The sequence below is a fragment of the Psychrobacter sp. CAL346-MNA-CIBAN-0220 genome, from assembly GCF_040309805.1.
Lineage (GTDB): Bacteria > Pseudomonadota > Gammaproteobacteria > Pseudomonadales > Moraxellaceae > Psychrobacter.
On record NZ_JBEOPF010000002.1, the window covers coordinates 234,440 to 247,598 of the forward strand.

At 42.7% G+C, this 13,159-nt stretch carries 10 protein-coding genes; 4 read left to right on the forward strand and 6 right to left on the reverse strand.

Annotated features, from left to right (window positions below):
• The first annotated feature begins 112 nt into the window (after positions 1-112).
• Positions 113-1,387 carry a 4-aminobutyrate--2-oxoglutarate transaminase gene (gene gabT / locus AAEY88_RS07080; protein ID WP_350560869.1) on the forward strand — a complete coding sequence of 425 codons (1,275 nt, stop codon included), beginning with the start codon at positions 113-115 and terminating at the stop codon, positions 1,385-1,387.
• Between the two features lie 441 nt (positions 1,388-1,828).
• Positions 1,829-3,277, forward strand: a complete 1,449-nt coding sequence (locus AAEY88_RS07085; protein ID WP_350560871.1) for an APC family permease — start codon at positions 1,829-1,831, stop codon at positions 3,275-3,277.
• A gap of 84 nt (positions 3,278-3,361) precedes the next feature.
• Here AAEY88_RS07085 and AAEY88_RS07090 read toward each other — a convergent pair whose 3' ends face one another.
• From AAEY88_RS07090 to AAEY88_RS07115, 6 genes are all read right to left on the reverse strand, one after another.
• The gene (locus AAEY88_RS07090) at positions 3,362-4,738 is read right to left on the reverse strand and encodes an NAD-dependent succinate-semialdehyde dehydrogenase (protein WP_350560873.1); all 1,377 of its coding nucleotides are present in this window, start codon (positions 4,736-4,738) and stop codon (positions 3,362-3,364) included.
• A 75-nt stretch (positions 4,739-4,813) separates the two neighbouring features.
• Positions 4,814-5,929 carry an agmatine deiminase gene (gene aguA, locus AAEY88_RS07095; RefSeq protein WP_350560875.1) on the reverse strand — a complete coding sequence of 372 codons (1,116 nt, stop codon included), beginning with the start codon at positions 5,927-5,929 and terminating at the stop codon, positions 4,814-4,816.
• A gap of 64 nt (positions 5,930-5,993) precedes the next feature.
• Positions 5,994-6,863 (reverse strand): N-carbamoylputrescine amidase, encoded by an 870-nt coding sequence (gene aguB, locus AAEY88_RS07100; protein WP_350560877.1) that lies wholly within the window; start codon positions 6,861-6,863, stop codon positions 5,994-5,996.
• 63 nt (positions 6,864-6,926) lie between these two features.
• The gene (locus AAEY88_RS07105) at positions 6,927-8,420 is read right to left on the reverse strand and encodes a Na+/H+ antiporter NhaC family protein (RefSeq protein WP_350560879.1); all 1,494 of its coding nucleotides are present in this window, start codon (positions 8,418-8,420) and stop codon (positions 6,927-6,929) included.
• A 164-nt stretch (positions 8,421-8,584) separates the two neighbouring features.
• On the reverse strand, positions 8,585-9,919 hold the full coding sequence (locus AAEY88_RS07110; protein WP_350560881.1) for an FAD-binding oxidoreductase: 1,335 nt from the start codon (positions 9,917-9,919) through the stop codon (positions 8,585-8,587).
• A gap of 1 nt (position 9,920) precedes the next feature.
• Complete coding sequence (locus tag AAEY88_RS07115; RefSeq protein WP_350560883.1) at positions 9,921-11,264, reverse strand: glutamine synthetase family protein; 1,344 nt, start codon at positions 11,262-11,264, stop codon at positions 9,921-9,923.
• Between the two features lie 474 nt (positions 11,265-11,738).
• Here AAEY88_RS07115 and AAEY88_RS07120 point away from each other — a divergent pair, with 474 nt between their 5' ends.
• The gene (locus AAEY88_RS07120) at positions 11,739-12,476 is read left to right on the forward strand and encodes a gamma-glutamyl-gamma-aminobutyrate hydrolase family protein (protein WP_350560885.1); all 738 of its coding nucleotides are present in this window, start codon (positions 11,739-11,741) and stop codon (positions 12,474-12,476) included.
• Positions 12,454-13,122, forward strand: coding sequence for a cupin domain-containing protein (locus AAEY88_RS07125; RefSeq protein WP_350560887.1), 669 nt, complete (start codon positions 12,454-12,456; stop codon positions 13,120-13,122). Before AAEY88_RS07120 ends, AAEY88_RS07125 begins: the two co-directional genes overlap by 23 nt.
• Positions 13,123-13,159: the final 37 nt, after the last annotated feature.

The window sequence follows — 13,159 nt, forward strand, 5'->3', positions numbered from 1 at the left end:
CTAAATGATATAAGTTCCCTAGCATTTAGCATTCATTATGTAAACAGCGGCTCTCTAAATAGACATTTAATTGAGCCGCTGTTAAGTTGAAAATAAAAAAGAGGACATTCTTATGACTACTACTAATAAAGCTACCAATCAATCTTTACTTGAGCGCCGTAAAGCCGTCCTACCGACTGGACTTGGTGTGGCTTTTCCTGTTTTTGCTGCCAAAGCGAAAAACTCAGAGATTTGGGATGTTGAAGGCAAGCGTTACATTGATTTTGTCGGTGGTATTTCAGTACTGAACACTGGCCATAGCCATCCTAAAATTACTCAGCGCGTACATGAGCAACTGGATAAGTTCACCCATACTGCTGCACAAATGATTAATTATGAATGCTATGTTGAGCTCGCTGAAAAGCTATGTGACAAAGCACCGATTAGCGGTGCTAAAAAAGCTTTCTTTTTAACCACTGGTGCTGAAGCAGTAGAAAACTGTGTAAAAATTGCCCGTGCTAAAACTGGTCGTCCAGGTGTTATATCTTTCGTTGGTGGCTGGCATGGTCGCACTTTAATGTGCATGAGCCTAACTGGTAAAGTACTGCCGTATAAAAAGAACTTTGGCCCAATGCCAGGTCCTGTATTTCACGCCTTGTTCCCTGCTGAAGAGCTTAACGTCACTGAGGCACAAGCTTTGCATAGCCTTGAGATGATCTTTCAGGCTGATATTGATCCTAGTGAAGTGGCGGCAATGATTATTGAGCCGGTACAAGGTGAAGGCGGTTTCCATCAAGTTACGCCGTCATTTGCTAAAGCTTTGCGTGATATCTGTGATGAGCACGGTATCGTCTTGATTTTTGATGAAGTGCAATGTGGTTTTGCTAGAACTGGTACCTTGTTTGCCGCTGAGCAACTAGGTGTTGAGCCTGATCTTATGACTAGCGCTAAGAGCTTGGCTGGTGGTTATCCAATATCTGCTGTCATTGGTCGCGCTGATATCATGAATGCACCGCAGGTTGGTGGTTTAGGGGGTACTTATGCGGGTAACCCATTAGCTTGCGTCGCAGCCTTAGCCGTAATAGAGGTAATCGAAGAAGAAAATCTACTCGAGCGTAGCATTGAGATTGGCGATAAAATCGAGTCATTCTTAAAAGAATTAAATCTTAGCAGTATCGGTCACATTCGTCATAAAGGCGCAATGCTGGCTTTTGAATTGATCGATAGTGAGGGCAAGCCAGATAGCGATGCCACTGCTAATTTAAAACAGAAATGTTTTGAGCAAGGTCTACTGTTAGCTTCTTGTGGTATGCACGGCAACGCGATTCGCGTCATGGTGCCACTCACTGTTGAAGACGAAGTGCTGCAAGAGGGTCTAGATATTATTGGCGGCATTCTAACTGCTTAATTCATACTGTATGCTTATTTGCTGTACTCATGTATAGCTTTTAATTAACTATTTAATTTTAGTTAACAGCTTATATTGTTACTATAACAGCAAGGTTGCTCTTAGAGCACTCGCTCTGAGTACAGGCTTTACAACGGCGCCTTGCACGACAAGACGCCGTTTTTGTTCTCGCCATTTGGATTTTAGTGCTTAATTTTCCAGTGGTTAGAAACTCATGATCTAAAATATGAGTCAGTAAAACGCTGTAAACAAGCCTATAAGTTCGACCTATAAATTAAAAAGTACCGAAAAATCAAGTATGGACAATGAGATATGGAAAGATAATGATGATGGGCTATGCCCGGATAAATGAGTCCTAAGCTAACGTAAATAGTTAGCTAAATAAAAGCCAACTTAACCATAAAGGGTTAACACGGATGACACTTAGACAAGGAGTAAGTTATGTCTGGATTAAAAAAATCGCTGGGTACATTTGATATTATTGCCCTAGCGTTTGGCGCTATGGTTGGTTGGGGTTGGGTGGTTTTAGCAGGTGGCTGGATCGTCGCTGCCGGTACATGGGGGGCAATGTTAGCGTTCTTCATTGGTGGTTTGGCAGTCATTATGATCGGCGTCAATTATGCTGAGCTGGCCGCATCGATGCCGGTCACAGGTGGTGAGCACACTTATACCCACCGAGCGTTAGGAGTCAATGTCTCGTTTATCTGCTCGTGGAGTATCCTATTTGGTTACTTCTCGGTAGTTGCTTTTGAGGCGGTTGCACTACCAACGGTGGTTGAATACTTTATTCCCAATTATAACCAAGGTTACTTATGGACGATCGCTGGCTGGGATGTTTATGCCACTTGGGTTGGTGTGGGTATGCTGGGCTCGGTGATTGTGACGTGGCTCAATATTCGCGGTATGGAAGTTAGTGCTTGGTTCCAAAAGACCGCCGTATTAGGCGTTTTATTTGTTGGTATCTTACTGTTTATTGGTGCTGCATTATATAATCCTGCTACATCGACTGCCGTACAAGCGCCTGCATTTATTAATGGTACAGCCGGTATAATGGCAGTCATTGTCATGGTACCGTTTATGTTTGTAGGATTTGACGTGATTCCACAAGCAGCAGAAGAGATTGATTTAACCCGTCCTAATATTGGTAAGTTTTTGATTGTCTCAATTATTATTGCGGTGCTTTGGTATATTGCGGTTGCTTGGAGTGTAGGCACTACCTTACCACTAATACAAGCACAAGGTTCGACTTTGGCCACAGCCGATGCGATGACCAATGCATGGCATGGTAAATGGGCCGGTATTTTACTGGTTATTGGCGGGGTACTTGGTATCTTGTCTAGCTGGAATGCGTTCTTGATTGGTGGCAGTCGTTTACTATATGCTATGTCTAAAGCCCATATGTTACCGGCGTTTTTGGGTAAATTGCATCCAAAATACAACACACCTGCTAATGCCATTTTATTGATTGGTGGCCTGGCAACCCTAGCGCCATTATTTGGTCGTAAAATGCTAGTATGGATTGTTGATGCAGGTGGCTTTGGTATCGTCATTGCTTATACTTGTGTTGCTATTTCTTTCTTGGTATTGCGCTACCGCGAGCCTGATATGGTACGTCCATTTAGAGTACCAGCCGGTAAATTGGTTGGCGTACTAACCATTGCTTTAGGTTTGGGTCTACTTGCATTATATATGCCAGGTATGCCTTCAGCTCTTATCGCTATTGAATGGTGGATCTTTTTTGGCTGGACAGTACTGGGTCTTGCATTATATGGTTATGCAAGGGTTAAGTATCCTGGTATAAGTGAAGCTATTATGGCGGAAGAGCTACGCGAATTAAAAATTGTTAATCAGTTGTGGTTAAAAGACAATCCGCCTAAAAAGAAAAAATAGTAAATAAGTTTATAGTGTTGATTAAAAAAGCCTAGCGTTAAACGCTAGGCTTTTTCCTTTTTTAAAACTAATGTGATTTGTCTATCAATTAGATTTATTACGAATTAGCTTATAGTTTAGGAACTCAGTGATGCCAAGCGTACCCAACTCACGACCAAAGCCTGAACGTTTAACGCCGCCAAATGGGGTATTGGCTTCAGTACCAGAAGGGGCGTTAATAGTCACCATGCCCACTTCCAATTTGCTAGCAATATCTTCAGCCAATGCTGGATCTTGTGTTTGGACAGAAGCACCAAGACCAAATGGGACATCGTTGGCTATTTGAATGGCATGTTCGACATCACGGGCTTTGTATATGACAGCAACAGGACCGAATAACTCTTGACGATAGACATCCATTGAGTCATCGACATCAGTGAGTACTGCTGGCGCAAACCAAGCACCTGGCTTGTCTTTTAACATACCGCCTTCGACCAATACCGTAGCGCCAGCCTGTATTGCACCATCTAACTGCTTTTGCAGGTTAACGGCAGCGCTCTTTGATGACATCGGTCCAATAAAAGTATCTTTATCTAATGGATCAGATAAAGTCATAGCGCGGACCACATCGGTAAAGCCTTGTACAAACTTATCATAGACAGCTTCAACCACAATTAAGCGTTTAGCTGCGTTACAAGCTTGTCCTGTATTACCAAAGCGACCTGTGATGGCATCTGCTACTGCCTTCTCGATATCAGCATCTGCTGCGACAATAAAGGCATCTGAGCCGCCAAGTTCCAGTACAACTTTTTTGAGGGCGCTACCTGCTTCTTTGGCGACTGCTGCACCTGCCCGTTCAGAACCTGTTAATGAGATTCCCTGTACCCTATCATCTTGAATAATAGTAGCGGCTTGCTCATTAGTTGCAAAGATATTGTTGTATACACCATCAGGGATGCCGGCGTCTTTAAGAATATCGACAATAACTTCTGCGGTCTTAGGACACTGCGGGGCATGCTTTAAAATAATAGTATTGCCTGCCATAAAGTTTGGTGCCGCAAAGCGCGCGACTTGATAATGCGGATAATTCCACGGCATAATCCCTAGCAATGCGCCCACTGGAAGCTTCTCTACAGAGGCTGATCCTTCGTCCACGTTGATTTGGTTAGGTGCCAGTAGCTGCTCTGCATTGTCTGCATAGTAGCGATAGATCTCAGCAACCAAACCAAGCTCTCCTTTACCTTGGGCGACAGGTTTGCCCATTTCTATAGCGATCATATCTGCCAGCTCATCTTGACGCTCAGTATAAATATCGGCAATTTTATGTAGTAGTGCACTGCGCTCGCCGAGGGACACTTTACGCCAGTCTTGATACGCATCATCCGCTTTTTTTATCGCCTGCTGGATATCTTTTTCATTCGCAGTAGGGTAAGTGGCTTCAACTTCGCCAGTGGCTGGGTTGGTTACTTGATATTCGCTCATAAAAATTCCTTGGGTTCAAAATCCGTTTTTGGTTATGTTTGAAGAAGATAATTATAGAACACATAAATCTCGTTATTATGCGTTGACCGCAGGCTGCTGCTGGGTAATACAGTGAATATTGCCGCCGCCAAATACGATCTCTTTAGTACGTACGCCAACTACCTGATGCTTAGGAAAGATTTTTTCAAGTTGCTGAATGGCTAAGTCATCATTTATATCATCGTATTGCGGCACAATAATACCGTCGTTACAGATTAAAAAATTGGCATAAGAGGCGATACAAACATCACCCATATGACGGCTTTTGGCGTGGTCGGACTGCGTCACTTGGTAATTATAAGGCAAAGTCACAGGATGCTTGGTACAGCAAAGTTTATGAACTTTCAACGTTCTGCCCTTAGCATCGGTCATAGCAGAGAGCTGACGATAGGCTTTTTGAGTTGCCGCATAAAAAGGGTGGTCAAGGTCTTCTGTAAATAAGCAAACCACTTCTCCAGGACGGGCAAAGCAAGCAAGGTCATCAATGTGGCCGGTAGTTTCATCGGGATCAATACCATCATCAATCCATAGAACTTTTTTGGCATTTAGATACGTTTTGAGGGTGTTGGCAATTTGGTTTTCATTCAAATGAGGATTGCGGCCGTTGCTTAATAAACACATGCGCGTGGTCAGTACCGTACCCTCACCATCGACATGAAAAGCGCCGCCTTCCATAACGAAGCCCTCAGTACGGTAGCGTTTGATATCTAAATAATCGCACAGTCGTTCGGCAAGTTTATCATCATCATCCCAAGGCGAGTATAGTCCATCATAAGTTCCGCCCCATGCGTTAAAAGTCCAGTCACAGCCGCGCAGCTCTCCGTCATCATTAATCAAGAAAGTAGGAACGATATCGCGCGCCCATGCATCATTGCTTGGCATCGATATTACTTCAATGTCATCAGGAAGATAATCGCGGCACGTTTCAAAATCATTGGGATTGACCAGTACGGCCACATCACAAAAGCGCTTAATAGTGGTAGCAACTGCTGCGTAAGCGATTTTAGCGGGCTTGGCCTGTTGCCGCCAGTTATCCGCACGATACGGCCATATCATCCAGACTTTCTCGATGGGTGCAAATTCCGCCGGCATAAAAAAGCCATTCTGTTTTGGCGTTGAGCCTGTGAGTAGTCCTTTAGATAGTAATGACATAACAATTGCCTTATTTCACTATAATGCTTACGACGTTATATGTAGAGGTTATTCTGTATGAGCCTTACCCATGGGTGAGCAACGTGTCATACATAGAAGGACGTCTATCTCGGAAAACTCCCCATTGGTGGCGCTCACGGGCCAGTTGATCCAAATCAAAGGTGGCGCTAATTACTTCGCTATTATCTGCTGACGCTTCTTGTAAGATTTCGCCTCGACCGTCGGTAATAAAGGAAGATCCGTAGAACTGTAGCGTGCTTTCGTCTCCATCCTGTATTATGGTTTCCACCCCAATACGATTAGAAGCTACCACCGGCATAAGGTTGGCGGCTGAATGACCTTGCATACAGCGCTGCCAATGTAATTTTGAGTCAATATTCAATGTTGGCTCATTGCCAATGGCAGTAGGATATAAGAGAATCTCAGCACCCATGAGCGCCATACTGCGCGCACATTCAGGAAACCATTGATCCCAGCAGATTCCCACGCCGATTTTGGCATATTTAGTTTGCCAAACTTTAAATCCAGTATCTCCTGGGGTAAAGTAGAATTTTTCAGCGTAGGGGATACCATCTGGTATATGAGTTTTGCGATAAGTTCCCAATACTTCTCCATCAGCATCAATCACAGCAACACTATTAAAGAAGCTATTGCCTGATTTTTCATAAAAGCTAATTGGCAATACGACCTCAAGTGATTTTGCCAGTTGTTTGAAATGCTGAATGGTAGAATTGTTTGATACTTCAGTTGCAAGCTCAAAGTAATCAAAGTTATGAACTTGGCAAAAATAAGGGGTCTCGAACAATTCTTGCAGTAAGATAATATTGGCACCAGCCTTAGCCGCTTTGATTACTAGATCGGTTGCCAAATCGATATTTTTTTGCTTATCCCAGCTGCAAACCATTTGGGTAGTAGCGACGGTAACTGAGCGCATGGTTTAGCTCCTTATTTCAATATTTAAGTCATCATAGTGATGTGACATAGGATTAATCTACGGTCAAGCCATCATATAACCTAACCCTAAGAAAGTGACAACGGATAAGACTGCACCAAGTATCGCATAGGGAAACTGAGTGAAAGCATGTTGCATCGGTGAACAACCAGCGCCTTGTGCTGCTAGTAATGATGAGTCACTAAAGAAGCAAGCATGGCTACCGAATGAAGAGGCTGACAGCAATGCGCCGATCATTAAAGGAGTGCTAACGCCAAGCGCTAATGATATTGGAAACACAATCGGCATAGCAAGGACATATAGACCCCAGCTTGATGACGTCGCAAAGGTTAAGAAGGCCATGACTCCAAAGATGACTGCAGGAAAAGTCATGATAGTCATGTAAGGTGTGATGCTATCGATAACAAATGTAGTCATGCCCAGATCATCATTAATGGCTTTAAGAAAGAAGCCACCAATTACTGTTGAGAGTGGGTATAACATTACTTTGAAACCCTTAAAGATGGCTTCAACTTGAGTCTCAAAGCTTAATATACCCTGTGCCCAGTATAAAAAGACGGTGACAAAACAAGTTAGTAAAGCGCCTCTTAATAGATCAATTTCAAAGTAAACAGTTGAGATAATCAATAATATCATGGGGAAAGCAAAGTTAGCGATGTTGGCTTTAAATGATAACTTGCGTTTAGCTTGGACATTCGAAACTAGCTCTTCTTCTTTAAAAGCCTCTGGAACAGGGTTGCCAGCCTTTGCGCGTTGCTCCGCTTTTTTCATTGGTCCCCAGTCCCCTAATATGCCATAGGCAACCAAAAATACGATAATTAAGGCAAACCAAGCATAAGCCATAAATGGGATGGCACTAATATAAAGGGTAAGGCCACCACCGTCTTTTGCAACACCGTTCTCTTCTAAGAGTCCAGCGAAATATACGGCCCAGGTAGAGATAGGAACAATCACGCACATCGGTGCCGCTGTTGAATCGACAATATAGGCGAGCTTTTCACGCGATACATGGTAAACATCGGTTAGTTTTTTGACAGAAGTAGAGACAGCCAGACAGTTTAGATAGTCATCAATAAAGACCACCACTCCTAAAGCAAAAGTTGCCAGTAATGACTGACGACGCGATTTAATTACTTTTTGTAGCCACTCGCTAAAGCCGTCCAGACAGCCGCTGATCTCTAACAGCTGAATAAGACCGCCCATCAGCCCACAAACCAATATAATCCAGATAATAGTTTCATTACCCAGTACTGCCGAGATATTATTAGCAAAGGGAGATACGAGATTAAAAGGATTGAGCATTACTAGACCAGCTACACAGCCTGCAATCATTGACTCAAATGGACGTCTGGAAACAATAGCGGTTACTAACACTAATAGCGTGGGCAGTAGGGATAGTATGCCCCAAGATTCTGACGCATCGCGGCTGGTTGATAACCAGATAAAGGCAAGGTATATGACTATCGCCACGACTACCGTTAGAAAAACTCGCTTGTTGTGATACTGTCGCTCAACGGCATCATTGAGTTTCATGTTCATGTTTACGCTCCTTGTATAACATTATGGCTTATCTAGAAAAGATCCTGTTTTTAAGGTGATGATCGATAGGAAGTAGCGAATAGACTTCCTATCGAGATAGTAATAACAATCCGTTGCTGTGATGGCATCATTACAACGCGCATCCTCAAAGCCAAAATGCTTACTTACAAGCCAGTACTGTCTTTTAGGGCGTACCACCATGATCCCATTACCGAATAAGGGACTCTAAGTGCTCGGCCACCGGGGAAGGGTATCCACGGAATTTTTGCAAAGGCATCAAACTCGGCCGTTCTGCCATTAATGGCATTGGCTAATATCTGCCCAAATAGATGCGAGCCTGTGACACCGTGACCGCTATAACCATGTGCAAAATAAACCCGATCATGTAGCTTGCCCAACTGCGGCACGCGAGAGAAAGATAGTGCGAAGTTACCACTCCATGCATAATCGATTTTGACGTCTTTTAGTTGGGGAAATATTTTATTCATATTAGGTCTAATTTTGTCAGCAATATCAGCCGGATCCTGACCGCCATAGACAGTACCGCCGCCAAATAGCATACGTTTGTCAGCTGATAGCCGGTAATAATCAAGGATATAGCGCACATCCTCAACACAGACGTCTGATGGAATCAGCTCATCGGCCAAAGCACCCAAAGGCTCGGTGGCGATAATTTGAGTGGATACTGGCATGACACGATCGGTCAGTTTTGGAATGACTTTATTCAAGTAAGCGTTGCCACAAAGAACCGCTTGCTTACAAGTCACCGTACCAAATTCGGTAATAATCTTGATTGCATCGTCAGCATACTCAACATCGACGACCAGTGTGTTTTCATAGATGGTGCCGCCGCCTTGCTCAACAGCTGCGGCTTCACCCAATGCCAGATTTAGCGGATGAATATGACCACCAGAATGATCAATTACCCCGCCAACATAAGCCTCGGTATTGATATACTTTTGAATGCCTTGTTTATCTAACATCTCGCGATCATGCATGCCATGGCTTTCCCAAAGCGTATGCGTGTCTTGTAAGTCTTTTAACTGACTGTCATTCAAGGCTGCAAATATATTCTTCTCTTTTAGATCGCATTTAATATCATAGTCAGCGATAAAACGGCGCATGATTTTGCCACCGCGAGTGACCAGTTGACCGACAAAATCTGCATTTTGTTGACCATATGATTTTCTGATTTTTTGTAGACTGGCGTTAAGGCCATTAACAATTTGACCGCCGTTACGACCTGACGCGCCCCAGCCAATCTGTGCGCCTTCAAGGACGACGACTTCGTGGTCTGACTCAACAAGGTGTAGTGCTGTGGACAGTCCGCTGAAGCCGCCGCCAACCACACAAATCTCAACCTGAATATCATTTTTTAGCGTTGGTCTATCAGGCTTGGCATTACGACTGGCCGCATAATAGCTGTCTGGGTATTTTCCCTCTTCTGAGTAGTGAGGGATATTACGGCTGTTATTATTGGACAAGTTGTTATTTGACATATTAGACATCCTGTAAATAAGTGAGGTATTCAAGATTGGTCACTTGCTGAGCAAAACGCTTAGCTTCCTGTTTTTTTACTGCAATTAGCAGCTCAATCATCTCACTTGGAAATAGCGAACCGACCAAATCACTGTTCTCAAACTCACGAATTGCAGATAGCCAGTCTAAAGGTAAGGTTTTTAAATCAACGTCATCATAAGTAATACTATTGATCGGCTCTGGCGCTTCAAGCTTGTTCTCAATGCCATAGAGCATTCCTGCAAGTACCGCACTACAGACCAGATAAGGGTTAGCATCAGCACCAGATACTCGATGCTCTATGCGACGTGCTTTGGTATCGCCACCAGGAATTCGTACTGCCGCCGTTCGGTTTTCATAACCCCACGAGATATTATTGGGCGCAAGTGTTCCTGGGGTAAACCTGCGATAGGAATTGACATGGGGTGCAAATAGCAAAGTGCAGTCCGACATGGTAGCTAGTAGTCCCGCTACTGCATGGCGCAGTATGTCTGAGCCTTCTTCTGTATCATTGTCAAAAACATTATTACCGTCTTTATCAAGTAAGCTACAGTGCACATGGAAGCCGTTACCAGACTGCTTACCAAACGGCTTTGCCATAAATGTTGCGGTTAGTTTTCGGCGCGCTGCTACAGACTTGATGACCTGCTTGAATAAAATGGCATCATCTGCCGCCTTTAGAGGATCATCGACATGCAATAGATTAATCTCAAATTGGCCACAGCCATTTTCAGCTAAGGCAGCGTCTACAGGAATATCAAGTTTGCGGCACTGAGCATAAACTTCATCTAAAAACTCATCAAATTGTAGTAAATCATTGATGCTCAAAATAGAGGTTTTGTTCAGTCTGAGACCACTTTTTGGACGAATAGGCGGTTTTGGCGTTTCACCCTCGGTATAGTCAACCAAATAAAATTCAAGTTCGGTTGCCATGACTGGGGTGAGCCCAAGCGCTTTAAATTGTTGACTAATATGATTTAAAACGTGTCTGGCATCACCATAATAAGGCTCATTGCTCTCGTGATAGAGCCAAACTGGAAGTAACGACGATGGCGTACTAGTATTGATAAGCGAAGCTGGTGCGCGTCCTGTCGGTTTGGCAATAGCATCAATGTCGCCATTACACTGAGAGGACTCAATAACATCGGCACCCCAAATATCTACCCCTAAAATCGATAAAGGCAAGCGAATACCTTCATTTGTCACTTTATCCAATTGATTAGAAGGTATGCGCTTACCTCTAAGTAAGCCATTAATATCACTTGCTGCAATATATACATATTCGATATCGTTTGAAGGTTCGACCATTCCATTGGCTGTTGTCATGTCTTTCATTCCTATTGGCTTTCTGGGGTTTGTTTTACTACTCTTTTGAGATCTACTATTCAAAAATAATTGTAAAATCTATAAATAATTCTAAGTGAAACAGTCACTACAAATGAAATGGCCGATAAAAATTATTTGCGGTCTACAACGTCATCTAAGAGGCTATGTGACTGGTTTTTGGCCATAAAATAAAGTACTTAGAGTGGGTCAGTAACGGTTTTTATTCGTAAATCTAATGCCGCGCTCGTTTCTTTTGTCTTAACAGATGTCCTTCAATATATGGGTGAAACTTATATATGTCAATTATTATTTATAAGTATTAAAAAGAAACTTATAAAATTCATTATGATGAATTTATCATGATAATGAAATTTATAGTTTACATTCACTTGTTGAGTATGCTAAATTTTAGATCAATAAATACTTACATAGTCTGGACTTTCAGTTCAGATATCAAATTCAAGGAAGCATAATATGCATACTTTTAGACCCATTATTGCTATCGTTTCGTGTCATAAAATGGTGGACGGTCAGCCTGCACAAGCGGTATATGAAAAATACATTGATGCGATCCATCATTATGGGGGTAATCCTTTATTACTACCTTATACGGCCGCCGATAGCGTAAACTTTGAAGCACTCATGGCAGTCGTAGACGGTATCTTATTAACAGGAAGTTATAGCAACGTTGCACCAACGCGTTATGGCGCATCGCATGTTGAAGAACAACAGGATCTAAATCGTGATGAGCTTAGCTTTAAATTGTTGGCCCATGCAGATGAATGTGGCATCCCGTTATTAGCAGTTTGCCGAGGTTTACAAGAGATGAATGTTTATTTTGATGGGACATTGCACCGCGATTGGCGTGAAGTAGAAGGGTTTTATGAGCCACATTTAGAAGACAAAACTGCGCCTCTTGAAGTGCAATATCAGCCTGTACATGACGTTATTATTCAGTCGGGTGGGAGATTGGCGACATTCGGTACAAAGTGGCGGGTTAACTCTCTGCACAAACAAGCCATAAAAGAAATTGGCGAACAGTTGTTTGTCGAGGCGCGTGCGCCCGATGGATTAGTAGAAGCTATAAGCTTAGTAAAACATCCGTTTATGATTGGTGTACAATGGCATCCTGAGTTGAATTATGCGCAAGATGCCTTGTCCAAATTTTTGTTCACGGAATTTATTAACTATGCCAGCCAAAGACTTTCTTAATAACGATACTGATACTGATGATAACGATATCAGTATCGATAATAAACTGACATCTAGTGAGCCACAGACGCCGCTTGAAAAAGTTGAAAAAATAGAAGAAGATATCGGTCAAAAGATCAATCAATTGCGGCTTGCTAAAGGATTTTCGCAGCGTAAACTGGCGAGGTTAGCAGGGCTCACTAATACTTCAATCAGTGCTATTGAACGTAATAAAGTTAGCCCGGCAGTAAACACGCTGAAAGCTATTCTTCTGGTGTTAGATTCTGACCTAAATACTTTTTTTAGTGATGAGTGGAAGGAGCGTAAAGCAAGAGTTGTAGTCACACCGAAGGATCTGATAGAACTTAGCGAACCGAGCAGTCGAGTCTCTATCAAACAGGTTTATAACTACAGCCCAACAAAGAATTTAGGTTTTTTGATTGAGGTTTATCAGCCTAACAGTTCGACTGAAGACAGAATTTCTCATGAAGGTGAGGAGATTGGTACTGTCATTGAAGGTAAAATATTAATTCGTATTGATGATAATACATATTTATTAAATGAAGGCGACAGCTACGTTATTAATACCAATCGCCCCCATACTTTCATAAATCCTAATAACGCTATAACACGTATTGTTAGTGCGCACACACCAGCGACCTATTGAGTTAAAGTCAGATCAATAGCTATTATTATTTTAGATT

Excerpts from the sequence above, each read along its gene's own strand:
- gabT (WP_350560869.1), top strand. The coding sequence starts at position 113 with ATGACTACTACTAATAAAGCTACCAATCAATCTTTACTTGAGCGCCGT.
- AAEY88_RS07085 (WP_350560871.1), top strand. The coding sequence starts at position 1,829 with ATGTCTGGATTAAAAAAATCGCTGGGTACATTTGATATTATTGCCCTA.
- AAEY88_RS07090 (WP_350560873.1), bottom strand. The coding sequence starts at position 4,738 with ATGAGCGAATATCAAGTAACCAACCCAGCCACTGGCGAAGTTGAAGCC.
- aguA (WP_350560875.1), bottom strand. The coding sequence starts at position 5,929 with ATGTCATTACTATCTAAAGGACTACTCACAGGCTCAACGCCAAAACAG.
- aguB (WP_350560877.1), bottom strand. The coding sequence starts at position 6,863 with ATGCGCTCAGTTACCGTCGCTACTACCCAAATGGTTTGCAGCTGGGAT.
- AAEY88_RS07105 (WP_350560879.1), bottom strand. The coding sequence starts at position 8,420 with ATGAACATGAAACTCAATGATGCCGTTGAGCGACAGTATCACAACAAG.
- AAEY88_RS07110 (WP_350560881.1), bottom strand. The coding sequence starts at position 9,919 with ATGTCAAATAACAACTTGTCCAATAATAACAGCCGTAATATCCCTCAC.
- AAEY88_RS07115 (WP_350560883.1), bottom strand. The coding sequence starts at position 11,264 with ATGACAACAGCCAATGGAATGGTCGAACCTTCAAACGATATCGAATAT.
- AAEY88_RS07120 (WP_350560885.1), top strand. The coding sequence starts at position 11,739 with ATGCATACTTTTAGACCCATTATTGCTATCGTTTCGTGTCATAAAATG.
- AAEY88_RS07125 (WP_350560887.1), top strand. The coding sequence starts at position 12,454 with ATGCCAGCCAAAGACTTTCTTAATAACGATACTGATACTGATGATAAC.